Source organism: Variovorax sp. TBS-050B (assembly GCF_029893635.1).
Taxonomy (GTDB): domain Bacteria; phylum Pseudomonadota; class Gammaproteobacteria; order Burkholderiales; family Burkholderiaceae_C; genus Variovorax.
The window spans coordinates 1,279,097-1,305,689 of record NZ_JARXYR010000002.1 but is presented as its reverse complement, the minus strand read 5'-3'; the positions used below and the strand labels follow the sequence as shown (position 1 = coordinate 1,305,689).

General features: G+C 70.0%; 21 protein-coding genes and 1 pseudogene. 12 read left to right on the top strand and 10 right to left on the bottom strand.

Annotated features, from left to right (window positions below; translation table 11 throughout):
- Positions 1 to 18: 18 nt before the first annotated feature.
- Complete coding sequence (gene purB, locus M2165_RS09235; protein ID WP_280814353.1) at positions 19 to 1,398, bottom strand: adenylosuccinate lyase; 1,380 nt, start codon at positions 1,396 to 1,398, stop codon at positions 19 to 21.
- Positions 1,399 to 1,514: 116 nt separating this feature from the next.
- On the opposite strand from purB, the gene M2165_RS09230 reads away from it, so the two are divergent.
- Positions 1,515 to 2,126 carry a glutathione S-transferase N-terminal domain-containing protein gene (locus M2165_RS09230; protein ID WP_280814352.1) on the top strand — a complete coding sequence of 204 codons (612 nt, stop codon included), beginning with the start codon at positions 1,515 to 1,517 and terminating at the stop codon, positions 2,124 to 2,126.
- 275 nt (positions 2,127 to 2,401) lie between these two features.
- On the opposite strand, the gene M2165_RS09225 is transcribed toward M2165_RS09230, so the two are convergent.
- Positions 2,402 to 3,019 carry a glutathione peroxidase gene (locus M2165_RS09225; protein WP_280814351.1) on the bottom strand — a complete coding sequence of 206 codons (618 nt, stop codon included), beginning with the start codon at positions 3,017 to 3,019 and terminating at the stop codon, positions 2,402 to 2,404.
- 127 nt (positions 3,020 to 3,146) lie between these two features.
- Here M2165_RS09225 and M2165_RS09220 point away from each other — a divergent pair, with 127 nt between their 5' ends.
- From M2165_RS09220 to M2165_RS09210, 3 genes are all read left to right on the top strand, one after another.
- Entirely contained in the window at positions 3,147 to 4,004 is an 858-nt protein-coding gene (locus tag M2165_RS09220) for a ferritin-like domain-containing protein (RefSeq protein ID WP_280814350.1), read from the top strand.
- 54 nt (positions 4,005 to 4,058) lie between these two features.
- Positions 4,059 to 4,952, top strand: a complete 894-nt coding sequence (locus M2165_RS09215; protein ID WP_280814349.1) for an RNA polymerase sigma-70 factor — start codon at positions 4,059 to 4,061, stop codon at positions 4,950 to 4,952.
- Between the two features lie 98 nt (positions 4,953 to 5,050).
- Positions 5,051 to 5,512 (top strand): carboxymuconolactone decarboxylase family protein, encoded by a 462-nt coding sequence (locus M2165_RS09210; RefSeq protein ID WP_280814348.1) that lies wholly within the window; start codon positions 5,051 to 5,053, stop codon positions 5,510 to 5,512.
- Positions 5,513 to 5,530: 18 nt separating this feature from the next.
- Here the strand turns inward: M2165_RS09210 and M2165_RS09205 are convergent, their stop codons facing one another.
- The 4 genes from M2165_RS09205 to M2165_RS09190 all read right to left on the bottom strand — a co-directional run bounded on the left by M2165_RS09205 (position 5,531) and on the right by M2165_RS09190 (position 11,094).
- Positions 5,531 to 6,661, bottom strand: coding sequence for a septal ring lytic transglycosylase RlpA family protein (locus M2165_RS09205; RefSeq protein ID WP_280814347.1), 1,131 nt, complete (start codon positions 6,659 to 6,661; stop codon positions 5,531 to 5,533).
- 20 nt (positions 6,662 to 6,681) lie between these two features.
- Positions 6,682 to 9,477, bottom strand: a complete 2,796-nt coding sequence (gene glnE / locus M2165_RS09200; RefSeq protein WP_280814346.1) for a bifunctional [glutamate--ammonia ligase]-adenylyl-L-tyrosine phosphorylase/[glutamate--ammonia-ligase] adenylyltransferase — start codon at positions 9,475 to 9,477, stop codon at positions 6,682 to 6,684.
- 142 nt (positions 9,478 to 9,619) lie between these two features.
- Positions 9,620 to 10,657, bottom strand: coding sequence for a hypothetical protein (locus tag M2165_RS09195; protein WP_280814345.1), 1,038 nt, complete (start codon positions 10,655 to 10,657; stop codon positions 9,620 to 9,622).
- Positions 10,658 to 10,740: 83 nt separating this feature from the next.
- Positions 10,741 to 11,094, bottom strand: a complete 354-nt coding sequence (locus tag M2165_RS09190) for a hypothetical protein (protein WP_280814344.1) — start codon at positions 11,092 to 11,094, stop codon at positions 10,741 to 10,743.
- Positions 11,095 to 11,231: 137 nt separating this feature from the next.
- Between M2165_RS09190 and M2165_RS09185 the strand changes: the two genes are divergently transcribed.
- From M2165_RS09185 to M2165_RS09170, 4 genes are read left to right on the top strand one after another with little or no spacing between them, the layout of a single operon-like run.
- Positions 11,232 to 13,667 (top strand): YhdP family protein, encoded by a 2,436-nt coding sequence (locus M2165_RS09185; RefSeq protein WP_280814343.1) that lies wholly within the window; start codon positions 11,232 to 11,234, stop codon positions 13,665 to 13,667.
- A 22-nt stretch (positions 13,668 to 13,689) separates the two neighbouring features.
- Entirely contained in the window at positions 13,690 to 14,505 is an 816-nt protein-coding gene (locus tag M2165_RS09180) for a carbon-nitrogen hydrolase family protein (RefSeq protein ID WP_280814342.1), read from the top strand.
- A complete protein-coding gene (locus tag M2165_RS09175; protein ID WP_280814341.1) occupies positions 14,506 to 16,548 on the top strand; it encodes an ATP-binding protein in 2,043 nt (680 codons plus the stop codon).
- A gap of 28 nt (positions 16,549 to 16,576) precedes the next feature.
- Positions 16,577 to 17,206, top strand: coding sequence for a response regulator (locus M2165_RS09170; protein ID WP_280814340.1), 630 nt, complete (start codon positions 16,577 to 16,579; stop codon positions 17,204 to 17,206).
- A 6-nt stretch (positions 17,207 to 17,212) separates the two neighbouring features.
- On the opposite strand, the gene M2165_RS09165 is transcribed toward M2165_RS09170, so the two are convergent.
- The 3 genes from M2165_RS09165 to M2165_RS09155 all read right to left on the bottom strand — a co-directional run bounded on the left by M2165_RS09165 (position 17,213) and on the right by M2165_RS09155 (position 18,913).
- Positions 17,213 to 17,788, bottom strand: a complete 576-nt coding sequence (locus M2165_RS09165) for an OmpA family protein (protein ID WP_280814339.1) — start codon at positions 17,786 to 17,788, stop codon at positions 17,213 to 17,215.
- 117 nt (positions 17,789 to 17,905) lie between these two features.
- On the bottom strand, positions 17,906 to 18,562 hold the full coding sequence (locus tag M2165_RS09160) for an OmpA family protein (RefSeq protein ID WP_280814338.1): 657 nt from the start codon (positions 18,560 to 18,562) through the stop codon (positions 17,906 to 17,908).
- Between the two features lie 195 nt (positions 18,563 to 18,757).
- Positions 18,758 to 18,913 carry a hypothetical protein gene (locus M2165_RS09155; RefSeq protein ID WP_280814337.1) on the bottom strand — a complete coding sequence of 52 codons (156 nt, stop codon included), beginning with the start codon at positions 18,911 to 18,913 and terminating at the stop codon, positions 18,758 to 18,760.
- Here M2165_RS09155 and M2165_RS09150 point away from each other — a divergent pair.
- Both M2165_RS09150 and M2165_RS09145 read left to right on the top strand, forming a co-directional pair.
- Positions 18,912 to 20,051: an MltA domain-containing protein gene (locus M2165_RS09150; protein ID WP_280814336.1), complete on the top strand. Its 1,140-nt coding sequence runs from the start codon at positions 18,912 to 18,914 to the stop codon at positions 20,049 to 20,051. The genes M2165_RS09155 and M2165_RS09150 overlap by 2 nt on opposite strands.
- Positions 20,052 to 20,152: 101 nt before the next feature.
- On the top strand, positions 20,153 to 22,414 hold the full coding sequence (locus M2165_RS09145) for an alkaline phosphatase PhoX (protein ID WP_280814335.1): 2,262 nt from the start codon (positions 20,153 to 20,155) through the stop codon (positions 22,412 to 22,414).
- A 51-nt stretch (positions 22,415 to 22,465) separates the two neighbouring features.
- Here the strand turns inward: M2165_RS09145 and M2165_RS09140 are convergent, their stop codons facing one another.
- On the bottom strand, positions 22,466 to 22,939 hold the full coding sequence (locus tag M2165_RS09140) for an Lrp/AsnC family transcriptional regulator (protein WP_280814334.1): 474 nt from the start codon (positions 22,937 to 22,939) through the stop codon (positions 22,466 to 22,468).
- A gap of 105 nt (positions 22,940 to 23,044) precedes the next feature.
- On the opposite strand from M2165_RS09140, the pseudogene mdeB reads away from it, so the two are divergent.
- A pseudogene (gene mdeB, locus M2165_RS09135) lies at positions 23,045 to 25,709 on the top strand (alpha-ketoglutarate dehydrogenase).
- A 67-nt stretch (positions 25,710 to 25,776) separates the two neighbouring features.
- A complete protein-coding gene (locus M2165_RS09130; RefSeq protein WP_280814333.1) occupies positions 25,777 to 26,550 on the top strand; it encodes a FadR/GntR family transcriptional regulator in 774 nt (257 codons plus the stop codon).
- The last annotated feature ends 43 nt before the right edge of the window (positions 26,551 to 26,593 follow it).

Sequence of the window (26,593 nt, the reverse complement as noted above, 5' to 3'; positions counted from 1 at the left end):
GCTTCCGGGCAGGAGGCCTCAGATTCTACTGGCGAGCTCCGCGGCCTTGCCGACGTAGCTCGCAGGCGTCATCGCGAGCAGGCGCGTCTTCTCGGCCTCGGGGATGTCGAGCGAGCGGATCAGGCCGTGCAGCGCCTCGGCCGTCACGGTCTTGCCGCGCGTCACTTCCTTCAGCTGCTCGTAGGCGCCCTGCACGCCATAGCGGCGCATCACCGTCTGGATCGGCTCGGCCAGCACTTCCCACGAGGCCTCGAGGTCCTCCGCGAGCGCCTCCTCGTTGATCTCGAGCTTGCCCAGGCCGGTCGCGAGGCTCGCGTAAGCCAGCGTCGCATAGCCGAAGGCCACGCCGATGTTGCGCAGCACCGTGCTGTCGGTCAGGTCGCGCTGCCAGCGGCTGATCGGCAGCTTCTCGCTCAGGTGGCGCAGCAGCGCGTTCGCGAGCCCGAGGTTGCCTTCGGCGTTCTCGAAGTCGATCGGGTTGACCTTGTGCGGCATCGTCGAGGAGCCGATCTCGCCCTTCTTGAGCCGCTGCTTGAAGTAGCCCAGGCTCACGTAGCCCCAGATGTCGCGCGAGAAGTCGACCAGGATGGTGTTGAGGCGCGCCACCGCATCGAACAGCTCGGCCATGTAGTCGTGCGGCTCGATCTGGATGCTGTACGGTTGGAAGCTCAGGCCCAGGCCCAGCGGCGCGGGCGTCTCGACGACCTTGCGGCTGAAGGCCTCCCAGTCGAAGTCCGGCCAGGCCGCGAGGTGGGCGTTGTAGTTGCCCACCGCGCCATTCATCTTGCCGAGCAGCTGCACCGCGGCGATCTGCGCGCGGGCCTTCGCCAGGCGCACCGCCACGTTGGCGATTTCCTTGCCGACCGTGGTCGGGCTCGCCGTCTGCCCGTGCGTGCGCGAGAGCATCGACACGCCCGCGAACTGGTGCGCCATCTCGCGCAGCTTGGTGATCAGCCCGTCGATCGCGGGCAGCAGCACCTTCTCGCGCGCCGCCTGGATCTGCAGCGCATGGCTGGTGTTGTTGATGTCCTCGCTGGTGCAGGCGAAGTGCACGAACTCGGCAGCGGCCAGCAGCTCGGGCCGCGCCTCGAACTTCGACTTGATCCAGTATTCGACCGCCTTCACGTCGTGGTTGGTGGTCTTTTCGATCTCCTTGATGGCCAGTGCATCGGCCTCGGAAAAGTGCGACACCAGGCCCAGCAGGTACTTGCGCGCGCCGCCCGTGAGCGGCTTGAATTCGGCGAAGCCGCAGTCGGAGAGGGCGATGAACCATGCCACTTCGACCTGCACGCGCCGGTGCATGTAGCCCTGTTCGCTCATCAGCGGACGCAATGCCGCGAGTTTGGCCGCATAGCGGCCGTCCAATGGGGAGAGGGCGGAAACGGTGGAGAAGCTCATGCCCGAATTTTAGGCGGGCGGCGGGCACGCGGTTTGCAGTGCTCGGCGGCCGCACCTTCGGGCGTCCTCTAAAATGGTTCCCACAAACGTTACCAATCCCGAGGGAGAGAGCTTTCATGAAACTGATCGGATCGGCCGCCAGCCCCTATGTGCGCAAGGTGCGCGTGGTGCTGGCCGAGAAGCGGCTCGACTACCAGTTCGTGATCGAGGACGTCTGGGCTGCCGACACCACCATCGCCCATTCCAACCCGCTCGGGAAGGTGCCCTGCCTCATCATGGAAGGCGGCGAGGCGGTGTTCGACTCGCGCGTGATCGTCGAGTACCTCGACACGCTGTCCCCCGTCGGCAAGCTCATTCCCCAGCAGGGCCGGGAGCGCGCGGAGGTCAAGACCTGGGAGGCGCTGGCCGATGGCGTCATGGATGCGGGCGTGCTCTGGCGCCTCGAAGCCACCTGGAGCGGCCGCAGCGACGGCGAGCGCAGCACCACCTGGATCGAACGCCAGCGTGCCAAGGTCCAGGACGGCGTGGCCGCGATGGCCAAGGGCCTGGGCGACAAGCCCTTCTGCAGCGGCATCCACCTGAGCCTGTCGGACATTGCCGTGGGCTGCGCGCTGGGCTGGCTGGGCTTTCGCTTTCCCGAGATCGACTGGCGCAACGACCATCCCAACCTCGCCAGGCTGTACGACAAGCTGATGCTGCGGCCCAGCTTCATCGACACCCAACCATGAAAAAAGGCGCCTCAGGCGCCTTTTTTCATTTCGCGGCCCGCCGATCCGGCGGGAAATACAAAAATGCTGCGAGGCGCCCCGACGCGAAGGAGGGAGGGAGGGAGGAGGAGAAGAATCACCTCGGGATTTCAACCAGACAGGACGCCTGGAAGACCTCGCAACATGAAAACCGGAGGGCATTCGCTGCCCACGCTCGTTATGAGCAGAGTGTGCCAGCCCGGTTCCCCCTCCAGTGGTAAACGTTTGTGACGATCCGTAGCGCCAGGTCAGGTGTGTCAGTTGATTGCCAACTGGCTCTCGATGACCTTCACGAACGCCGCTTCGTCAGGCGCCGTCATGCTCGACCACGACTGCACCACCTTGCCGTCGCGGCCGATCAGGTACTTGTAGAAATTCCATTTCGGCGTGGTACCCGAGGCCAGCGCCAGCTGCTTGAAGAGCGGGTTGGCATTGGCGCCCCGTACCGAGGACTTCGCGAACATCGGAAACTTCACGCCGAAGGTGCTTTCGCAGAAATCCGCGATCTCCTTGTTGGAGCCGGTTTCCTGCGAGAAATCGTTCGAGGGAAAGCCCAGCACCACGAGGCCGCGGCCGCGGTACTTGGCGTCGAGCGCCTCCAGCCCCTTGTACTGCGGGGTGAAGCCGCAGAAGCTCGCGGTGTTCACCACCAGGACCACCTTGCCGGAATACTGGCACAGAGACTGGGGTTTCTCGTCCTGCAGCCGCGGGAAGGTGTGCTGCAGCAATGCGGGACAGGCCGCGCCCGCGCCGTCGGCCGGGGCTGCGGCGGCCGGCGGGGTCGCCGGGCCGGAAGGCGCTTGTGCACTCGCTGAACCGGCGGCCAGCAGGCATGCAGACAGTGCGGCGGCCGGCCATCGGAAGGGGGTTCGCATAGGGGCTCCTGATACAAAAAATGCATGAATCCACGCCGTCGGATCATGCGTAAGTACGCATCATGCGCGTCTGTCACAGGCGCGCCAAGCCGGCCCGACTAAAATCGGCGGCCTTAGAAAGATTTTGATGCTTTATCCGGAACTCTTCAGACAACTCGAATCCGTCCGTTGGGACATGGACAAGGACATCCCCTGGCAGTCCTTCGATGCTTCGTTGCTGTCCGAAGAACAGGCGCAAACCATCAAGATGAATGCCATCACCGAGTGGGCGGCGCTGCCGGCCACCGAGATGTTCCTGCGCGACAACCGGCACGATAGCGACTTTTCGGCTTTCATGTCGATCTGGTTCTTCGAGGAGCAGAAGCACTCGCTGGTGCTCATGGAGTACCTCAAGCGCTTCAGCCCGCAGCATGCACCCACCGAGCAGGAACTGCACGAGGTGCGCTTCGACTTCGATCCCGCGCCGCCGCTCGAAACCCTCATGCTGCATTTCTGCGGCGAGATCCGCCTCAACCACTGGTACCGCCGCGCGGCCCAGTGGCACACCGAGCCGGTCATCAAGCACATCTACACCACGCTGAGCCAGGACGAGGCGCGCCACGGCGGCGCCTACCTGCGCTACATGAAGCGCGCGATGGAGAAGTTCGGCGACGAGGCCCGCGCCGCCTTCACCAAGGTCGGCGTGCTGATGGCCAGCGCGCGCCGCACCGCTCAGGCGCTGCACCCGACCAACCTGCACGTCAACAAGGCGCTGTTCCCGAACGACACCATCCAGAGCCGCATGCCCGATCCGGACTGGCTCGAGCACTGGCTCGACAAGCAGATCAAGTTCGACGCCGTCTGGGAAAGCAAGGTCGGCGAGCGCATCCTGCACAACCTGAGCCTGCTGATGAACCGCAGCTTCAAGACCGTGCAGGAGCTCAACCGCTACCGCAAGGAACTGGCCGCGAACCTCGCGCCCCAGGCCGAGTACCAGGGCGCCTGATCCCGCGGCCGTCGGCGCCTGTCACAAACCCGGCGGCCCGCCCGTCTTGTGGCCATGGACGATCCGACCCGCAGCTTCGACAGCCACCGCCGCCGCCTCCAGGGCATCGCCTACCGCATGCTCGGTTCGGTCGCGGAGGCCGAAGAGGTGGTGCAGGACGCCTGGCTGCGCTGGCACGAGGCCGACAAGTCCGCCCTCGACAGCGCCGAGGCCTGGCTCGTCACCGTCGTCACCCGTCTTTCGATCGACCGGCTGCGCGCGGCCAAGGTCCAGCGCGAGCACTACATCGGCGCCTGGATGCCCGAGCCCACGCTCACCGAGGAGCCGGCCACGCCCGAGGCGCTGCTCGAACGCGCCGACGACATCTCGATCGCCTTCCTGGCCGTGCTCGAGCGCCTGGCGCCCGAGGCGCGTGCCGCCTTCCTGCTGCGCGAGGTGTTCGACGCCGATTACGACGAGATCGCCCGCACCCTCGGCAAGAGCGAGGCCGCCTGCCGCCAGCTGGTGCACCGCGCCCGGGCGCAGGTGCAGGAGGCGCGCCCGCGCTTCCATGTCCCGCGCGAAACCCATGAGCGGCTGCTGCGCGCCTTCGCCGATGCCGCCGCCAGAGGCAGCCTGCACGACCTCAAGGCGCTGATGGCCGAAGACGCCGAGCTCATCGGCGACGGCGGCGGCAAGGTCCAGACCTTCAGCAAGGTGCTGCGCGGCAACTGGCGTCTCGCGCAGCTCTACTTCGCGCTCTGGCGCCGCATGGGGCCGTTGGTGCGCATGGAACTGGTCGAGATCAACGGCGAGCCGGGGCTGCTGCGCTTCATCGACGGCGCGCTCGAATCGGCCCAGACCTTCGAGATCGCGCACGAGCGCATCGTGCGCATCCGCGTCCAGCGCAACCCCGACAAGCTGGCGCACATCGCGCGCCTGTATTCGTCTTCTTCGGCCGCGACGTAGATTTTTTCGCGCGGCGTGTCACAGGGCGGCGGGCCGGCACGTCTTCAGGGGGTAGGCAGATCCATTCCTTCATCAACCCACCCACTGGACTCATCACCATGAACACCACCCCCCGCCTCAACTGGTACAAGGTCGTCCCCAAGGCTTTCCAGGCCATGCTCGGCGTGAACGGCGCCTACGAGGGCAGCACCCTCGGCAAGACATTGCTCGACCTCGTCTACGCCCGCGTCTCGCAGATCAACGGCTGCGCCTACTGCCTCGACATGCACGTGCGCGACCTGCGCCAGCAGGGCGAGGACTGGCAGCGCATCAACAGCCTGGCCACCTGGCGCGAAGTCAGCTTCTTCAACGCGCGCGAGCGCGCCGCCCTGGCCTGGGCCGAGACCCTGACCCGGCTGGCCGACCACCACAGCGACCGGGATGCCGAGTTCGAGGCGCTCAAGGCGCAGTTCAGCGAGGTCGAGATCGGCGAACTCTCGGTGGCGATCGCGCAGATCAACGCCTGGAACCGCATGGGCGTGGGCATGCAGATGCCGGTGCCCGTCAAGGCCATGCCCTGAGGCGCCCGGCGCCGGCGTTCAGCGGCGCTCGACCACCATCGGCGCGATGCGCAGGCTCTCGCGCAGCTGCGTCACGGCTTCGCCGGCCGCCTCGCGCGAGGCGAAGGGGCCGGCCTGCAGCCGGTGCGTGCCGGCCTCGCTGAACACGCGCAGCTGCGGCGCCAGCGTCGGCAGGCCGCGTGCGGCCTGGCTCAGCAGCGTCTGCGCCCCGTCGCGCTCGCGAAAGGCGCCGAGCTGCACCCAGTAGCCGGCGACGGCGGCCGAGGAGGGCGCCGCAGCCGGCGGCGGCGCCGGCGCGGCGATCGGCGCCAGCGGCGCGAGGTCGGTCACCACCATCGGCGCCCGCGGCGGCGCCACGGCGCCGTCCGGTTCGGCTGGCGCCGGCGAGGGCGCGGATGCGACCGATGGCTGCGGCGCCACCGGCATCGTGCTCGCCTCGACCGCGCTCGCCGCGACCGGCGTCACCCACGCCGACGGCACCGCCACCGAAGCGCCTGCCGCCGCGCGTGGCGCCGGTGCGGGTGCCGCGGCGGCATAGGCCGTGCCGGCATCGCGCCGCCATGCGCCGGTCCGGATGTCCTCGTTGGTGATGCGCTCGATCTCCACCGGCGCCACGCCGCGCAGCAGGTCGAGCTTCAGCGCCGCCGTGTAGCTCAGGTCGATCACGCGGCCGTCGACGAAGGGGCCGCGGTCGTTCACGCGCACGATCACCTCGCGCCCGTTGGCGGGGTTGCGCACGCGCACGTAGCTCGGCAGCGGCAGCGTCTTGTGCGCGGCCGTCATCGCGTACATGTCGTAGGGCTCGCCGCTCGCGGTCGATGCGCTGTGGAACTTGCGGCCGTACCACGACGCGATGCCCGATTCGCGGAACGGCCGGTCGTCGGTGATCGGCTGATACGAGCGGCCGAGCACGGTGTAGGGCTTGCTCGTGCCGCCGCTGTTGCGGATGGGCTCGATGCGGGGCTCGGCGTCGGGCACGCGGTCGAGGTCGGGCGGGATGTTCGTGCCCGGGCCGTCGCGGCCGCTCGCCACGCCGCTGCGCGGGCCGCTGGCGCAGCCCGCCAGGAGCACCGCGACCGCCACTGCGCAGAGCGCCGCGGTCCGGCCCGCGGCGGGCCAGGCGGCGGCCGCCGGTATGGCGTCGGGCACGGGGAGGGCGGCTGCGCGCCTCATCCGCCGAACACCGCCTTCCAGAGCGCCAGCATCGCCTCGCGCTCCGCGGCCAGCGCGGGCGGGGTGACCTGGGTCGGCTCCTCGTTGAGCCGCGCGCGGTGCTGCACGCGCCGCAGTTCGCGGTAGGCCGCCGCGGCGGCGCGGCCGATGCCCGGCGGCAGCAGGCCGGCGTCCTCGGCGCGCAGCAGCAGCGCGATGTTGCCGACGTTCGGAATCAGCTCGCGGTGCGCGCCCGCGGCCGAGAGCACGAGGAACTGCACCGCGAACTCCGCGTCCACCATGCCGCCCGGGCTGTGCTTCACGTCGAAGCGGCCGGCCTTCACGGGCCGCGCGCCGCGCACCTTGTCGCGCATCGCGATGATCTCGGCCTTCAGCGCCTCGCGATCGCGCGGCGCCACGATCACCGCCTCGCGCACCGCGTCGAAGCGCGCGCCCAGTTCGGCGCTGCCGAGCACGAAGCGCGCACGCGTCATCGCCTGGTGCTCCCAGGTCCATGCCGTGTTGCTGCCGCGGCCCAGCTGGTAGCGCTCGTAGGCTTCGAAGCTGGTCGTGAGCAGCCCCGAATTGCCGTTCGGCCGCAGCGCGGTGTCGATCTCGAACAGGTCGCCCTCGCGCGTCTTGACGGTGAGCCAGTTGATCAGCTTGCGCACGTAGGCGGCGTAGACCTCGCCGGCGCGCTCGTCGTCGTCGTCGTAGACGAACACGATGTCGAGGTCGCTGCCGTAGCCCAGCTCCTTTCCGCCGAGCTTGCCGTAGCCGATGATCGCGAACTGCGGTTCCTCGCGGTGCCGGTTGCGCAGGTGCGGCCAGCACCAGCGCGCGGTCACGCGCAGCGTGGCGTCGGCCAGCGCACTCAGGTCGTCGGCCACCTGCTCGACCGTGAGGCGGCCGTCCACGTCGCGCGCGAGGGTGCGGAACACCTCGGCGTGGTGCGCATGGCGCAGCAGGTTCAGCAGGCGCTCCTCGTCGGCCTCGCCGGTGCGCGTGAGCGCGGCATGGCGGGCCTCGAGTTCGCGCTCGAACTCGGCCGCGACGAAGCGGCCCGAAAGCATCTCGTCGCTCGCGAGCTCGTCGATCACGCCCGGGTGCTGCAGCAGGTAGCGCGCGGGCCACTTGGCGGCGCCGAGCAGCCGCAGCAGCCGCTCCTGCACCGCGGGCCGCTCGACCAGCAGCGCCAGATAGCTTTCGCGCCGCAGCAGCGGCTCGATCCAGTCGGCCCAGCGCAGCGCGGCGTCCACGTGGCGCGGCGTCTGGCCCGGCCCGTCGCCGTCGGGTTCCCGGAGCCACTGCCCGGTGCGCTGCACCAGCTGCCGCAGCCGCGCGCGCGTTTCCTCGCGCAGCGCCATCACGCGCGGCTGCTCGCACCAGTTGCGGATGCGCTCGGCGAAGGCGGGCGGCAGTTCGTCGAGCAGGTCGGCCAGGTCGGCCGGCGCGGCGGCCTTCTTGCCGCTGCACTTGCCGTTGCAGGGCTTGTCGCCGCCCAGCAGCTTGTCGAACTCCTGCGCGACGAATTCGCGGTGCGTGTCGAGCTGCTCGAGGAAGGGGCAGCAGCTCGCGTAGCCCATGGTCTGCGCGATCCAGCGCAGGTCGTCGTCGGCCACCGGCAGCATGTGCGTCTGCTGGTCGTCGAGGTACTGGATGCGGTGCTCCACGCGGCGCAGGAATTCGTAGGCCGCGGCCAGCGTGTCGGCGGTCTCCTGCGGCATCAGGCCGGCGCGCGCGAGCCGCTGCAGCGCATCGAGCGTGGGCCGGGTGCGCAGTTCGGGGAACTGGCCGCCGCGCACCACCTGCAGCAGCTGCACGGTGAATTCGATCTCGCGGATGCCGCCACGCGAGAGCTTGACGTCGTTGGCGCGCTCGGGCCGGCCCGCGCTGCGCCGCGCCGACTGCTCGCGGATCTGCCGGTGCAGCGTGCGCAGCGAATCGAACACGCTGTAGTCGAGGTAGCGGCGGAACACGAAGGGCAGCACCGTGGCGCGCAGGCCCTGCGCATGCCCGCCGGTCACGACGGCACTCGGCGCGACCACCCGGCTCTTCATCCAGGCGAAGCGCTCCCATTCGCGGCCCTGCACCTGGAAATATTCTTCCAGCGCATCGAGCGAGACCACGCTCGGCCCCGAATTGCCGTTGGGCCGGAGCGCCAGGTCGACGCGGAACACGAAGCCGTGCTCGGTGGTGTCGCCCACGAGCGCGTAGATGCGCTTGACGGCGCGCCCGAAGTACTCGTGGTTGGACAGCCGGCCGCGGCCGTCGGCGTCGCCCTCGGTCTCGCCGTCGAAGTCGTAGAGGTAGATCAGGTCGATGTCGCTCGACACGTTGAGCTCGCGTGCGCCGAGCTTGCCCATGCCCACGACCCAGAGCTGCGCGCGCTGTCCCTCGGGGCCGCGCGGCGCGCCGTGCTGCGCGTCGAGTTCCTGGCAGGCGTCGCGGCAGGCGACGTCGAGCGCGAATTCGGCGAGTTCGGTGACCGCCGTGGTCACCACCGCGAGCGGCGCCTGGCTGTCGCAGTCGAGCGTGACGAGCCGTTCCATCACGAGCTGCCGCACGATCCGCAGCGCGTCGCCCACGGCCTCGCCGCGCGCGCGCAGCGCCTCGTAGGCCTGGTCCATCGAGGCACGCCGCGGCGCCCCGGGCGCGAGCAGCGCGAGCTCGCCCGCGTACCGGCGGCGCAGGCGCTGGACGAAGCGGGAGTAGGCGGAGAGCGCACCCTCGGTCGCTGCGGATGTGGTGGATGGCAACTGGTTCACACTGTTGTCGGCTTCCGAGGAACCGGTCTGTATGCGGGCGGTCATAATTCCAGACACAGCGCGATCCTCAATGAACGACACGGCGTCTCCCCCTTCACGTCTGCTCAAGATCACCGCTGCGACGGCGCGCTGGCTGCTGGGTTTACTGATCGCTGCATGGCTTCTGCTGGCGCTGTCAGTGGTTGTCCTACACGCGTGGATTGTGCCGCGAATCGGCGACTACCGTGGCGCGCTCGAGGCGCAAGCCAGCAAGGCCATCGGGGTACCCGTGCGTATCGGTTCGATCACCGCGCGGTCCGACAGCCTGTTTCCGGTCTTCGAACTGCGCGACGTGGTCCTGCATGATGCCCAGCAGCGAGAAGCCCTGCGGCTTGTGCGGATCGTCGCGAGCGTGTCGCCGCGTTCGCTCTGGCGCCTCAACTTCGAGCAGCTCTACATCGAGGGCCCGCAGGTCGACGTGCGCCGCGACGCGATGGGCAAGCTGCACGTGGCCGGCCTGCACATGTCGAACGACACCACCGGAGAGACCCGCGCCGCCGACTGGTTTTTCGCGCAGCGCGAACTGGTGGTCGAGGGCGGCACCGTGCGCTGGACCGACGAGCAGCGCCAGGCCGAGCCGCTGCTCCTGAGCGACGTGCGCTTCGTCGCGCGCAACGGCGGCCGGCGCCACGGCCTGCGGCTCGACGCCACCCCGCCGGCCGGCTGGGGCGAGCGCTTCACCTTGCGCGGCCAGTTCCGCCAGCCGCTGCTGTCGGTGCGCTCGGGCCGCTGGCAGACCTGGGACGGCCAGCTCTATGCCGACCTGCCCTACATGGACGTCACCCGCCTCGGCCGCTACGTGTCGATCGATGCGCGCATCCGCGAGGGCAGCGGCGCGCTGCGCCTCTGGGCCGACGTGAAGGACGGCCGGATCGTAGGCGGCGCGGCCGACCTCGGACTCCAGCGCGTCGATGCCTCGCTCGGCCGCGGCCTCCAGCCGCTGGTGCTGCGCTCGGTCACCGGCCGGCTCGCGGGCCAGCTCAGCGAGGACTTCCTCGAGTTCTCGACCGCCGCGCTGCAGTTCGACACCGCCGACGGCATGCGCTGGCCGGGCGGCAACCTCTGGCTGCAGCATTCGCCCTCGCGCGGCCGCACGCCCGAGCACGGGGCGCTGCGCGCCGACCGGCTCGACCTTGCCGCGCTGGCGCTCATCGCCGACCGCCTGCCGCTCGGCGAGGCCACGCACCGCGTGCTCGACGCCTATGCGCCGCGCGGGCTGGTCGAGCGCATCGAGCTGAACTGGCAGGGCTCGCTCGGCGCGCCCGAGCGCTACCAGGCGAAGGGGCGGGTGCGCGGCCTGCGCGTGGCCTCGCAGCCGGCCGAGACGCCGCCCGCCGCTTCCGGTGCCGGCGCCGCCGCGCCCCACGTGCACGCCGGCTCGCCCGGCCTGAGCGGCGCCACGGTCGAATTCGACGCCACCCAGACCGGCGGCACCGCGGCCCTCACGCTGGCGCAGGGCACGCTCGAATTCCCCGGCGTGTTCGAGGAGCCCGTCATCCCGGTGGACCGGCTCTCGGCCCAGCTGCAGTGGAAGCTCGACAACGGCCGCGCCCAGCTGCAGGTGTCCCGGCTGCGCTTCGCCAATGCCGACGCCGAAGGCGAGGCCGAGGCCAGCTGGCGCACCAGCGATCCCGCCGTGTCGGCCGGCCGCTCGCGCTACCCCGGCGTGCTCGACCTGCAGGGCAAGCTCACACGGGCCGACGGCACGCGGGTGTTTCCGCTACCTGCCGCTCGACATTCCCCAGCACACGCGCGACTACGTGCGCAGCGCCGTCACCAAGGGCGTGGCGAGCAGCGTCGACTTTCGCGTGCGCGGCGACCTGCACGACATGCCCTTCATGGACCCGAAGCAGGGCGAGTTCCGCATCGTGGCCAAGGTCGCGGACGTCGACTACGCCTACGTGCCGCCGGCCTCGGCCCTCGCATCGACCACCGCCGCGAAAGCGGCCGCGGCCCCGGCGCGCGCAGGCGCGGCCGCGCGGGCGCCGGAGCCGGTCTGGCCGGCGCTCACCGGCCTCTCCGGCGAGCTGGTGTTCGAGCGCGCGGGCATGCTGGTGCGCAATGCGCGCGGCAAGCTGGCCGGCACCGCCGGCCTCGAAGTGACCAAGGCCGAGGCGCAGATCGCCGACATGTCGCACCATGCCTCGCTGCTGCGCGTCGACGCCCAGGCCAAGGGCCCGCTCGGCGAGCTGCTGCGCGTGGGCGGTCCGCTCGCGGGCGGCGAGACCGGCGAGGCCCTCGCCCGCGTGCGCGCGACGGGCAACGCCGACTACCGGCTGCACCTGGAGCTTCCGCTCGCCGCGCTCGACAACGCCAAGGTGCAGGCCAGCATCGCGCTCGCCGGCAACGAGCTGCAGCTCGCGCCCGAGGCGCCTTCGTTCACGCAGGCCAAGGGCACGGTCGGCTTCACCGAGACGGGTTTTTCGCTCGCCGGCATGCAGGCGAGGCTGCTCGGCGGCGACATCCGCATCGAGGGCCGCGGCCGCTTCGCCGGACCGAACCGCGAGGTCGCGCTCAAGGCCCAGGGCACGGCCTCCGCCGAGGGCCTGCGCGGCACGCGCGAGGCCGAATGGCTCACGCGCATCGCCGCCAAGGCGAGCGGCAGCACGCCCTATGCGGCCACCTTCTCGATGCGCGACGGCGTCCCGGAGTTCTCGCTCTCCAGCACGCTGCAGGGCCTGGCGCTCAACCTGCCCGCGCCGCTCGTGAAAACGGCCGACGAGCAGATGCCGCTGCGCATCGAGAAGAAGGTGCTGCAGCGCGAGACCCGCAACGCGACCGCCGTCGCGGTGCAGGACCAGCTCTCGATGGCGCTTGGCCGCATCGGCGCGGCGCAGTACGTGCGCGAGATCTCCGGCGGGGAGGCGCGCGTGCTGCGCGGCAGCATCGGCATCGGCCTGGCCGAAGGCGAGACCGCGAGCGTCCCCGAGCGCGGCGTGCTCGCCAACGTCAACGTCGCCAAGCTCGACATGCCGGCCTGGCAGGCGCTGCTCGGCGATGCGGCGGGCGGTGGCTCGGCCGAACCGGCCGGCGGCGCCGAGGAGGCCTCGTCCGGCTACCTCCCCACGCGCATCGCCGTGCGCGCCCAGGAGCTCGGCATCGCGGGCCGCACGCTGCACAACGTGGTGCTCGGCGGCACGCGCGACGGTTCGCTCTGGCGCGCCAACATCGACGCGGCCGAGCTCAGCGGCTATGCCGAATACCGCCACACGCAGGCCGGGCGGCTCTATGCGCGGCTCGCGCGGCTCAAGATCGCGCCGACCGAGGCGAAGCAGGTCGAGACCCTGCTCGACGAGCAGCCCGACACGCTGCCCGCGCTCGACATCGTCATCGACGACTTCGAGCTCCTCGGCAAGCGCCTCGGCCGCGCCGAGATCGATGCGGTCAACCGCGGCGGCGCCGGCCGCGAATGGCTGCTCAACAAGCTGAGCTTCACCGTGCCCGAGGCCAGCTTCTCGGCCAAGGGCACCTGGGCCGCCGCGGGCGGCACCCCGTCCGGGCGCACCGAGCAGCGCCGCACCGCCATGACCTTCCGGCTCGAGATCGCCGATGCGGGCGACCTGCTCGCGCGCTTCGGCATGCCCGGCGTATTGCGGCGCGGCAGCGGCCGGCTCGAGGGCGAGGTGAACTGGCGCGGCTCGCCGTTCTCGCTCGACTATCCGAGCCTGGGCGGGCAGCTGCAGGTCAACGTCGGCGCGGGGCAGTTCCTCAAGGCCGACCCGGGCCTCGCCAAGCTGCTCGGCGTGCTGAGCCTGCAGGCGCTGCCGCGCCGGCTCACGCTCGATTTCCGCGACGTGTTCAGCCAGGGCTTCGCCTTCGACTTCATCCGCGGCGACGCGAAGATCCACAACGGCATCGCGAGCACCAACAACCTCCAGATGAAGGGCGTCAACGCCGCGGCGCTGATGGACGGCTCGGCCGACATCGTGCGCGAGACGCAGGATCTGCGCGTGGTGGTGGTGCCCGAGATCAACGCCGGCACCGCGGCGCTGGTGGCGACCGCGATCAACCCCGCGATCGGCCTCGGCACCTTCCTGGCGCAATGGGTGCTGAGCAAGCCGCTCGCCACCGCCGCCACGCAGGAGTTCCACATCGAAGGCACCTGGGCCGACCCGAAAATCGCCAAGGTGCCAAGATCGATCCTGCCCGACCCGCAGATCACCCTTCCGGTGCCGGGTCTCGGCGGCGGCCGGTAGGCCGCAAGAACGGAGATGCCCCATGAAAGTCGCAGCCATCCAGATGGTCTCGGCCATCGCCCGCGAAGCCAACCTCGCACGCGCACGCGAGCTGCTCGCGCAGGCCGCCGCGGCCGGCGCCGAGCTGGCGGTGCTGCCCGAGTATTTCTGCATGATGGGCGCGCGCGACACCGACAAGCTCGGCCTGCGCGAGACCGCCGGCGCCGGCACGGTGCAGGGCTTTCTTGCCGATGCGGCGCGCGAACTGGGACTCTGGATCGTCGGTGGCACGCTGCCGCTCGAAAGCCCCGAGGCCGAGCGCGTGTTCAACAGCTCGCTCGCCTTCTCGCCCGCGGGCGAATGCGTGGCGCGCTACGACAAGATCCACCTCTTCTGCTTCGACAACGGCACCGAGCGCTACGACGAGCGCCGCGTGATCGCGCCGGGCGCCACGCCGGTGGTGTTCGACCTGCCCTCGCGCGACGGGCACCGCTGGCGCGTGGGCATGAGCGTGTGCTACGACCTGCGCTTTCCCGAGCTCTACCGCGCGCTCGCGAAGCAGGGCGCCGAGCTGCTGCTGGTGCCCAGCGCCTTCACGCGCACCACGGGCGCCGCGCACTGGGAGGTGCTGCTGCGTGCCCGCGCGATCGAGAACCTGGCCTGGGTGGTCGCGCCCGCGCAGGGCGGCAGCCACGAGAACGGGCGCCAGACCTGGGGCCAGTCGATGGTGGTCGATCCCTGGGGCACGGTGGTGGCGCAGCAGGCCCGCGAGGAAGGCGTGGTGCTGTTCGACATCGACGCCGGGCAGACCGGGCGCATGCGCGCGCAGTTGCCCGCGCTGTCGCACTGCGTCCTCTAGATGCAGGCCTTGAGCGTCGCGCCGCCGCGCTGGGCGATCTCCGCCTACGTGCGGCTGCGCTCGCTGTGGCAGCGCTGGTTCCTCTGGCTGATCCTCGCGGTGCTGGTGTCGGCGCTGCTGGTCACGGTGGTGTGGCTCGCGGGCCGGCACGAGGTCGAGCAGGTGCAGGCCGCACTCGACCGCGACACCATCGACGCGGTGGCCGACCTGCGCATCGGCCTGCAGCGCAATGCGCAGAGCCTGCGTGCCACGCAGGCCCTCGGCCTCGACCGCACGCACTGGCCCGAGGCCGCCGCCGCGCTGCTGCGCGAGCACCGCGAGTGGCTGCGGCTCGAATGGCGCGATGCCGCGCTCCGGCCGCTGGCGGCGGTCAACACGCCCTACCGCGCGCGGCTGATCGCCGACGACAGCCGCGGTGCCGACCAGTCCGACGTGGCGCTGGCCTGCACCGCCGCACGCAAGCTCGGAGCGCCCGCCTATTCGCCGAGCCACTACGTGCCGGTGCTCGGCGGCGCCGGCATCGAGGTGATGGAGCTCTGCGTGCCGATGGACGCCGGCGGCTTCCTGGTGGCGAGCTATTCGCTGCGCGACACGCTGATCGAGCTCGTCGGCCCCGCGCTCACGCGCGGCCAGGAGGTGGCCTTCACCGAGGCCGACGGCACCCGGCTCGCGGCGCTCGGCACCTCGCGCCGCACCGGCACGCGCGTCTTCACCTCGCAGCAGCTGATCGACCTGCCCGGCAACGCGCTGATGCTGCGCGTGGACGGCTGGCGCGCCGCGCCCGACCTGTTTCCGAACGTGCTCACGGCGCTGGTCACCGCGATCTCGATCGCGCTCGTCTCGGTGCTGGTGCTGCTCGCGCGCGACACGCGCCGGCGCCTGCGCGCCGAGCGCGACCTGGCCGACGCGCTGGCCTTCCGCAAGGCGATGGAGGACTCGGTCATCACCGGCCTGCGCGCGCGCGACCTGCAGGGGCGCATCACCTACGTCAATCCCGCCTTCTGCGAGATGGTCGGCTTCACGCCCGAGGAGCTCATGGCGGGCAGCGGCGCCTCGATCGAGGCGCCCTATTGGCCGACCGAGCTCGCGCACGAATACCAGCAGCGCCAGGCGCGGCGGCTCGCGGGCGGCATGCCGCCGCGCGAGGGCTTCGAGTCGGTCTTCATGCGCAAGGACGGCACGCGCTTTCCGGTGCTGATCTTCGAGGCGCCGCTGATCAATGCGCAGCGCGTGCAGACCGGCTGGATGAGCGCCTTCATCGACATCAGCGAGCAGCGCCGCATCGAGGAACTCTCGCGTGCGAGCCAGGAGCGGCTGCAGGCCAGCGCGCGGCTCGCCACCGTCGGCGAGATGGCGTCGCTGCTGAGCCACGAACTCACGCAGCCGCTGGCCGCGATCGCGAGCTACGCCACCGGCTCGCTCAACATGCTCGGGCCGCAGGCGAGCGGCCCGCAGGCCGAGGTCGCGCATGCGGTGCGCCGCATCGCCGAGCAGGCCGACCGCGCGGGACAGGTGATCCGCAGCGTGCACGACTTCGTGCGACGGCGCGACCGCACGCGCGAGGCCGTGGCGCCGCAGGCGCTGATCGATGCGGTGCTGCCGCTGGTGCGGCTGCAGGCGCGCAAGCTCGGCGTCAACATCCAGGTCGTGCTCGAGGAGCAGCTGCCGCCGGCGATGTGCGACCGCACGCTGGTCGAACAGGTGCTGCTCAACCTGGCGCGCAATGCCATGCAGGCCATGGACACGCCCGAAAGCCATGAGCGCCTGCTGCGGCTGCGCGTGGCGCGCGCCGTGGCCGTGGGCGGTTCGGGCGCGGAAGACGTGCGGCGCTGGCTCGAATTCTCGGTGGCCGATTTCGGCAGCGGCATCAGCGAGGAAGTCGCGGGCCGCCTCTTCACCCCCTTCTTCACCACCCGGGCCGACGGCATGGGGCTGGGCCTCAGCCTGTGCCGCACCGTGGTCGAGCAGCATGGCGGCGTGCTGGTGTTCGAGCCGAACCAGCCCCGCGGCACCGTGTTCCGGTTCACGCTGCCGAGCGCATGAACCGGCGACCACCGTTTCTGGAACGACTATGCAACCGCTGATCGATGGACTGATCTTTATCGTGGACGACGACGCCAGCGTGCGCGAGGCGCTCGCCTGGCTGCTGCGTTCGCGCCGCCTCGAAAGCGAGCACTTCGCGAGCGCCGAAGCCTTCGAGCAGCGCCTTGCCGAGGGCCCGCTGCCCCTGCAGCCGCTGTGCCTGCTGCTCGACGTGCGCATGCCCGGCACCAGCGGGCTGGTGCTGTTCGACCGCCTGGCCGAACGCGGCCTGCTCGAGGCCATGCCGGTGATCTTCCTCACCGGTCATGCCGACGTGCCCACCGCGGTCGATGCGGTGAAGCGCGGCGCCTTCGACTTCTGCGAGAAGCCCTTCTCCGACAACGCGCTGGTCGACCGCATCGAGCAGGCGCTCGGCGCCTCGCTGCGCGCGCTCGAAGTGCAGCGCGTGCGGCGCGGCCTCGCGGAGCGCATCGCCGAGCTGACCGAGCGCGAGCGCGACGTGATGCGGCTCGTGGTCGAGGGGCTGCCGAACAAGCTGATCGCGGATCAGCTCGCGATCAGCGTGCGCACGGTGGAGGTCCACCGCGCGCGCGTGTTCGACAAGATGGAAGTGAAGTCGGCGGTCGAGCTGGCCAACCGCCTCCGGGACCTGCAGTAGCGCGGGTCAGCTCTTCTCGGCGACGAAGATCTCGACGCGGCGGTTCTGGGCGCGTCCCGCGGGCGTCGCGTTGTCGGCCAGGGGCTCGCGCGAGCCGCGGCCGTCGGTCGTCACGGCCGTGGTCGAGACGCCGCGCGCCACCAGGTGGTTGCGCACGCTGTCGGCGCGGCTCACGGACAGGCGCTCGTTGCCTTCCTCGCTGCCGGTGTTGTCGGTGTGGCCCACCACGCGCACGCTGGCGGCCGTGGCGCTGCGCAGGCCCTCGGCCACCTTGTCGAGCACCTGGGCGAGGTTGCGCTTCACGTTGGCGCGGCCCACGTCGAAGGACATTTCGTTGGGAATCACGAGATGGAGCTGGTTGTCCGTGGTCTGCTCGATCACCACGCCCGTGCCCTTGGTCGAGCTCTCGAGCTCGGTCTTGAGCGCTTGCAGGCGCGCGGTCCAGCTGTTGGCCGGTGCGGCCGTGGCGGGCTGCCCGCCTGCCGACGCGGTGCCCTGGTCCGGCGCCGCCGACTGCTGCGAAGCGCAGCCCGCAACGAACAATGCGGCCGCAGCCGCACTCGCAACAACAAACTTCCTCATGAGTTTTCCCTCTGGTGATTGAAACAACGGCAATGGTCGCCGGCCGCTCCCGCACGGCCGGCTTTCTTATTGGAATGACTGCGGTTCTTTTTTCTTCTTCTTGGTAGATCGGTTCGGTCAGCCGCGCGGCGCGCGCTCGCCGACGTAGATCTCGACGCGGCGGTTCTGCGCCCGGCCGGCTTCGCTGTTGTTGTCGGCCACCGGCTCGTGCGAACCGCGGCCCTCGATGCGGAACGCCGCGGCATTCACGCCGCGCGCCACGAGGTAGTCGCGCGTGCTCGCGGCACGGTCGACCGACAGCGGGTTGTTGATCGCGTCCGAGCCGGTGCTGTCGGTGTGGCCGATGATGCGCACCTCGGCGTTCGGGTTGCCGCGCAGACCGCTCGCGAACTGGTCGAGCACCGGCGCGAAGTTCGGCTTGATGTTCGAGCGGCCCACGTCGAAGGACACGTCGCTCGGGATGGCGAGCTTGAGTTCGTTGTTCGCGGTCTGCGTCACGGCGACGCCGGTGCCCTGCGTGGCGGCTTCCATCTGGCGCTTCTGGTTCTCCATGCGCTGCGACCACAGGTAGCCGCCGAGCGCGCCCGCCGCGGCACCCACGACCGCGCCCGTGCCGATGGCGCCGCGGTTGCCGCCCGTGGCGGAACCGATGGCCGCGCCGCCGAGCGCCCCGATGCCGGCGCCGATCCCGGTGTTGCGCTGGGTGTCGGTCATGCCCGCGCATCCGGACAGGACGAGCGCGGCGGCGGAGGTGGCGAGGACGAATTTTTTCATGGCGATCCCTTTCAAGGTTGAATCAGGCGGCCACAGCTTAGCTTCGGCGAGCACGGGATGGTACGGTCTTCCGTCGCCGCGGCAAAGTGTAAATCCTTTGCAAACAGCCCGTCATTGCTCGCCGGATTGCTACGAAAGTAATAGCTATCGAGCCATTCTCCGACATGCCTCGACGGCCTCGGGCTACGGAGGCTTTCACTGTTCGGGCGGGCGCCGGGCTCCGGTGTCGTCGTCGGCGGGTCGGTCCTCGTCGTGCAGTTCGCCCTTGTTCCGGCCCGAGAACATGGTCCACCAGACGATCAGGATGAGCAAAAGCCCGGCCCCGAGGGCTTCGAGCAAAATCAGACCCATGAGAAATGGACTCCAGTGGCTGCTTGGGCTCGTGATCGTAGCAACGATGGCGGGCTGTTCGACCGGCCCGCGCGCACCGGACACGCCCCCCCGCCCCGTCGTCGTCACGCCGCCGCGCGACCTCGGCCCCCTCACCGGCTCGATGGCGCATCCCAAGAGCCGGTGGGTGCCGGTCGGCTGGTCGGAGCTGCCGGGCTTCGGCGACGATCCGCTGCACGAGGCGTGGATCGCGCTGCTCGCCAACTGCGCCCGGCCCAATGCCGCCTTCGCGCCGCTGTGCCGCGACGTGCGCCAGCTCGCCATCGCCACGCCCGAGGAGCAGCGGCAGTGGATGACCGAGCGGCTCCAGCCCTACCGCGTGGAGTCGCTCGCGGGTGCGAGCGAGGGCAAGCTCACGAGCTACTACGAGCCGGTGTACGAGGCCTCGCGCGTCCCCACCGCCACCTTCAACGTGCCGATCTACCAGGCGCCCGACGGCCTGGTGCCGCGCCGGCCCTGGTACACGCGCCAGGAGATCGAGACCCTGCCCGAGGCGCAGGCCGCGCTGCGCGGCCGCGAGATCGCGTGGATGGCCGATCCCATCGATGCGCTGATGCTGCACATCCAGGGCTCCGGCCGCTTGCGCATCACGGAGGCCAACGGCGTGCAGCGCACCGTGCGCGTGGCCTTCTCGGCCACCAACGAGCAGCCCTACCGCAGCGTGCAGCAATGGCTGATCTCGCAGGGCGTGACCAAGGTCGGCCGCTGGCCCGACGACACCAAGGCCTGGGCGGCGCAGAACCCGCAGCGGCTCTCGCAGCTCCTGTGGAGCAATCCGCGCTACGTGTTCTTCCGCGAGGAAGCGCTGAACGAGGTCGATGCCGCCTTCGGCCCGCGCGGCGCGCAGGGCGTGCCGCTGACCGCGGGGCGCTCGATCGCGGTCGACCGCGAGAGCATTCCCTACGGCACGCCGGTGTGGCTGGCCTCCAGCGGCCCCACGGCACAGCTGCAGAAGCTCGTGGTGGCGCAGGACACGGGCAGCGCCATCGTCGGCGCGGTGCGCGCGGACTACTTCGCGGGCACCGGGCCCGAGGCGGGCCGGCTCGCCGCGAGCATGAACCAGCCGCTGCGCCTCTGGGCGCTGTGGCCGAAGCAGTAAGACGAAGGGTGCAATGAAAGGGTGCAGTATTCACGGAAGTGTCATTGGGGCTTTCTAGCATCGGGTGGTCTTTCCTCTACCCCCCCCCACGAGATCCCCCCATGTCAGACCGCAACGATTTCAACGACGAAGATTCCAACCGCTCTCCCAACCCGACGTTCGACAGCGTGCTGACCAGCCGGCTCAATCGGCGTGGTCTGCTGCTGGGCGGCGTAGGGTCTGCCGTGCTGACAGCCTGCGGTGGCGGGGGCGGTGGCGGACCGGCCTTTCCGATCATTCCGCCGGCGCCGACCCCGGCACCCGCGCCCGGACCGGCACCGGCACCCGCACCCGCACCCGCACCGACCGAGAAGCTGCTGGGCTTCGGCGCCGTGCCCAAGAGCCTGGCCGACAGCGTGCTGATTCCCGCCGGTTACAGCGCAACGGTCATTTATGCCCTCGGTGATCCCCTGACCGGCACCACCCCTGCCTATGCCAACGACGGCACCGACGCCGATTTCGAAAACCGAGGCGGCGACCACCACGACGGCATGGAGTGGTTCGGGCTGGGCGCTGACGGCAAGCGCTCCGACGCGAGCATCGACCGCGGCCTGCTGGCGATCAACCATGAGGCGACCACCGACGAGACGCTTTCGTCTTTCTTTCTGCACGCCGACGGCGGCACCAAGACGCTGCCCCGCCCGGCGGCCGAGGTCGACAAGGAGGTTGCCGTGCATGGCATTGCGGTGCTCGAGGTGCGCAAGGACGGTGCCGGCAAGTGGAGCTACGTCCGGAACTCGGCCTTCAACCACCGCGTCACGCCCCTGACCGAGATCGACATCGCCGGACCCGCGAAGGGCGATGCGCTGATGAAGACGAAGTACTCGGCGACCGGGGTCAAGACGCGCGGCACCCTGAACAACTGCGGTACGGGCAAGACGCCATGGGGCACCTTTCTCACCGGAGAAGAGAACTGGGTGAACTACTTCACCCGCGCCGCTGGCGATGACGCCGCACGCGGAAACGACAAAAGCGTGACCTCGCTCAAGCGCTATGGGCGGGCCGCGGGCGCGACGAGCCGCCATGGCTGGGAAACCGCCGGTGCGGACGACAAGTACCAGCGCTGGAACATCAGCAAGACCGGCGCATCGACCGATGGCTCGGACGACTACCGCAATGAGATGAACGGCATGGGCTTCGTCGTCGAGTTCAACCCGTACGACAAGTCCAAGCTGGGTGTGAAGCGTTCCGCCCTGGGCCGTTACGCGCACGAGAGCGTTGCGTTCAGCAAGCCGGTGGCGGGCCAGAAGGTGGCCTGCTACATGGGCGACGACGCGCGCAACGAATACTTCTACAAGTTCGTATCCGACGAGGTCTGGTCCGACGCCGATGCCAATCCGGCCGACCCGCTCGCCACGGGTGCCAAGTACCTCGACAAGGGCACGCTCTACGTGGCGCGCTTCGATGCCGATGGCGCCGGCACCTGGCTGGAATTGTCGATGGCGAATCCGGCTGTGGCGGGCTATGCCGGCTATCCGTTCGCGAACCTCGCCGACGTGGTGGTCAATGCCCGCCTCGCCGCCGACGCTGCAGGTGCCACCAAGATGGACCGCCCCGAATGGTGCGCGACGAATCCGGCCAACGGCGAGGTCTACCTCACGCTGACGAACAACAGCAACCGGCGCATCGAACCGGCCTCGTCGTCGCAACTGGTGCCCGATCCCGCCAACCCGCGCGTCTACACCGACATGAAGGGCGCGACCGCGCAGTCGGGCAACCCGAACGGGCACATCCTGCGCATGGCCGAGAACGGCGGCAATCCCGCGAGCACGGGCTTCCGCTGGGACGTGTACGCCTTCGGCGCCGAGTCCGGCGCGAATGCCGACACGGTGAACCTCTCGAAGCTCACCGGTGATCAGGATTTCTCCAGCCCCGACGGTCTGGTGTTCAGCCGTTCGACCGGCATCTGCTGGATTCAGACCGACGACGGCGCCTATACCGACGTGACCAACTGCATGATGTTGGCCGCGTTGCCCGGCCAGGTCGGCGATGGCGCAAAGAAGACCCTGACCTACCAGCGTGCGGACTCCACGCAGTACACGGTCGACACCATGATCGGCAAACAGCCGACGGCGGACACGCTCAAGCGCTTCCTGGTCGGCCCCTCGGCGTGCGAGATCACCGGCCTCTGCGAAACGCCGGACGGCAAGGCCATCTTCGTCAACATCCAGCACCCCGGCGAAAACACCAAGCATGCCGACATTGCCGATCCCTCGAAGTACACCAGCCAGTGGCCTTCGAATGCGGGCTACGGTGCCGGCAAGCGTCCGCGCTCGGCCACCATCGTCATCACCAAGGACGACGGCGGCCGCATCGGCAGCTGATGCCGTCCAGGGGCCAGCTGTCCCATCGGGAGGGCTGGCCCATGCCTTGAACTAGAACGGCGCTACCGGCAACGGCAGCGCCGTTTTGTATCTGACCTGCTTCAAGGCGAAGCTCGAGCGGATCTTCTCGATCCCCGGAATCGGCGTGAGCTGTTCGAGGATGAACTTCTCGAGCGCCGCCATGTCGGCCACCGCGATGCGGATCAGGTAGTCGCTGTCGCCGGTCATCAGGTAGCACTCCATCACCTCGTCGTGCTCGGCGATGCGCTGCTCGAAGTCGGCCAGCGACTGCTTGCTCTGCGTGGTGAGGCTGATCGAGATGAACACGTTGAGCCCCAGGCCCAGTGCATGGGCGTTGGCGAGCGCCACGTAGCGGTCGATCACGCCGCTGGCTTCGAGCACCTTCACGCGGGCGAGGCAGGGCGAGGGCGACAGGTGCACCCGTCGCGCCAGTTCCACGTTCGAGAGCGCGCCGTCGCGCTGCAGTTCGTCCAGGATGCGCAGGTCGATGGCGTCGAGTTGCATGAAATGCCGCTAACAGCTGAGTTGGCAGAATTTTATGCTGCGAAGGCGGCATGGAATTGCTGCCACCGGTAGCCAATGCTTTGCGCCGCGGCCTAAAGTGCCGGCATGAACGCCCCGATTTCCGCCGACCAGATGCGCGCGCAGCGCATCGATGCGCCGCTCTCGCACGACCCCGACCCGGCCGAGACGGCGGAATGGCGCGAGTCCTTCCTCGCGCTCGCGCAGGTGCACGGGCCCGGGCGCGCGCGGCAGATGCTCGACGAGCTCGCGCGGCTCGCACGCCGGCAGCGCATCGGCTGGCAGCCCGAACTCGCCACGCCCTACGTCAACACGATCGCGGTGGAAGACCAGCCGCCCTTTCCCGGCGACCTGGCGATCGAGGAAAAGCTCGCCTCGCTGATGCGCTGGAATGCGCTCGCGATGGTGGCCAAGGCCAACCAGGCCTACGGCGAACTCGGCGGCCACATCGCGAGCTATGCGAGCGCGGCCGACCTGTTCGAGACCGGCTTCAACCACTTCTTCCATGCGCGCAGCGCCACGCATGGGGGCGACCTCGTATTCTTCCAGCCGCACAGCGCCCCGGGCGTCTATGCGCGCGCCTTCCTCGAAGGCCGCCTCGGTGAAGAGGACCTGAAGCACTACCGCCAGGAACTCACCGCGCCCGCCTTCACCACCGGCAGCGGCGCACGCGGCCTGAGCAGCTATCCGCATCCCTACCTGATGCCGGACTTCTGGCAGTTCCCGACCGGCTCGATGGGCATCGGTCCGATCAGCTCGATCTACCACGCGCGCTTCATGCGCTATCTCACGCACCGCCATCTGCTCGACTGCGGAGGGCGCAAGGTGTGGGGCGTGTTCGGCGACGGCGAGATGGACGAGCCCGAATCGATGAGCGCATTGACCCTGGCCGCGCGCGAGAAGCTCGACAACCTCGTGTGGGTGGTCAACTGCAACCTGCAGCGGCTCGACGGGCCGGTGCGCGGCAACGGCCGCATCATCGACGAGCTCGAGAAGCTGTTCGCCGGCGCCGGCTGGAACGTCATCAAGCTGATCTGGGGCAGCGACTGGGACGGCCTGTTCGCACAGGACGTGAGCGGCGCGCTGGCACGCGTGTTCGCCGACACGGTGGACGGCCAGATGCAGACCTTCGCGGCCAAGGACGGGCGCTTCAACCGCGACAACTTCTTCGGCCAGAACCCCGAGCTCGCACGCCTCGCCGAAGGCATGACCGACGAGCAGATCGACCGCCTCAAGCGCGGCGGCCACGACCTTGTGAAGATCCATGCCGCCTATGCCGCGGCGGCCGCGCACAAGGGCCGGCCCACCGTGATCCTCGCCCACACCAAGAAGGGCTACGGCATGGGCAGCGCCGCGCAGGGCAAGATGACCACGCATTCGCACAAGAAGATGGGCGAGGTCGACCTGCTCGAATTCCGCGACCGCTTCAGCCTGCCGCTGAGCGATGCGCAGGCCATCGCGATGGACTTCTACCGCCCCGCCGAGGACAGCCCCGAGATGCGCTACCTGCGCCAGCGCCGCGAAGCGCTCGGCGGCGCCATGCCGCGCCGCGAGACCGCCTGCGAGGTGGTGCCCAAGCCCGACATCGCGGCCTATGCACAGTTCGCCACCGCCGCGGCCGGCAAGGAGATGAGCACCACCATGGCCTTCGTGCGGCTGCTCGGCAACCTGCTCAAGGACAAGGCGCTCGGCCCGCGCATCGTGCCCATCGTGGCCGACGAGGCGCGCACCCTTCGGCATGGCGAACCTGTTCAAGCAGGTCGGCATCTACTCGAGCGTGGGCCAGCGCTACGCGCCCGAGGACATCGGCTCGGTGCTGAGCTACCGCGAAGCCACCGACGGCCAGATCCTCGAGGAAGGCATCAGCGAGGCCGGCGCCATCGCGAGCTGGACCGCGGCCGCCACCAGCTACAGCGTGCACGGCTTGGCGATGCTGCCGTTCTACATCTACTACTCGATGTTCGGCTTCCAGCGCGTGGGCGATGCCATCTGGGCCGCGGCCGACCAGCGCGCGCGCGGCTTCCTGCTCGGCGCCACCTCGGGCCGCACCACGCTCGGCGGCGAGGGCCTGCAGCACCAGGACGGCAGCAGCCACCTCGTGGCCGCGACCATTCCCAACTGCAAGGCCTACGACCCCGCCTTCGCGGGCGAGATGGCGGTGATCGTCGATGCGGGCATCCGCGAGATGATGGTCGAGCAGCAGGACGTGTTCTATTACGTCACGCTCATGAACGAGAACTACGCGCAGCCCGACGTGCCCGCTGGCGTGGAGGGCGACATCCTGCGCGGCTGCTACCGCTTCGGCACGTATGCGCCGGCGGCGGGCGCGGCGACGGAAAAGAGGGTCACGCTGATGGGCTCGGGCGCGATCCTCACCGAGGTCGTCAAGGCCGCGCAGTTGCTGGCCGCAGAGGGCATCGAGGCCGAGGTGTTCAGCGTCACGAGCTGGAGCGAACTCGCGCGCGACGGCCTCGCCTGCGAGCAGCGCGCGCTCGCGGGCGCGCAGGCGCCGGGCACGCCCTTCATCGCGCAGCAGCTCGGCGCGGGCGGCAGCCAGGCGCCGATCGTCGCCGCCACCGACTACGTGCGCGCCGTGCCCGAGAGCGTGCGGGCCTTCCTGCCCGAGGGGCGGCGCTATCTCACGCTCGGCACCGACGGCTTCGGGCGCAGCGATACGCGCGCGGCGCTGCGCGGGTTCTTCGGGGTGGATGCGGCAAGCATCGCGAGGGCGGCACGCTACGCGTTGGGCTGAGCCAGGCCGCCGGTCGTCGGTGGGCGAGGGCCTGCGTTAGAGTCGCAGGCCCCAGCACGACCGCGCCATGACCGCCCGCTTTCAATCCATCGCACCCGGTGCCCGTCTGGCCGACCAGGTGGCCGACGCCCTGGCCGCCGAGGTGCGCAGCGGCCGCCTGTCCGAAGGCGACCGGCTGCCGACCGAGACCGCGCTTGCCGAGCAGTTCGGCGTGAGCCGCACCGTGGTGCGCGAGGCCGTGTCGCGGCTCAAGTCGCTCGGCCTGCTCGACTCGCGCCAGGGCAGCGGCGTCTACGTGCGTGCCGCGGGGGTCGAGCCGCTGCGCTTCGAGATGCCGCACGTGGCATCGCGCGAAGCCGTGATCCAGATGGTCGAACTGCGCCGCGCGCTCGAAGCCGAGGTGGCCGCGCTGGCGGCCGAGCGCCGCACGCCCGACGACGTGCAGCGCATCCGCGCCGCCATCGAAGCGCTGCACGCCGCGGTGGCAGCCGGCGGCAACGGCGCCGAGGAAGACCTGCGCTTCCACCGCGCGATCGCCGAGGCGGCGCGCAACCCGTTCCTGATCGGCACGCTGCAGTACCTGCGGCAGTTCCTGCACGGCGCGACCCGCGTCACCCGCGCGAACGAGGCCCGTCGCGCCGACTTTGCGCGCGAGGTGGCCGAGGAGCATGCGCACATCGTCCAGGCCATCGAGGCTGGCGACGTGCCTGGTGCGCGCGCGGCCGCCAGGAACCACATGGACAACGCCATCCGCCGCATCGAGCAGGCCGATCCGGCGTTCTGGCAGCAGGAAGGCGAGGCGCTGGCGCGTCCGCTGACGGCGGGCCTACCCGGCCGCTGAGAAAGGGCAATCCCTGATCGCGCCTGACCCGATGATTTGTATG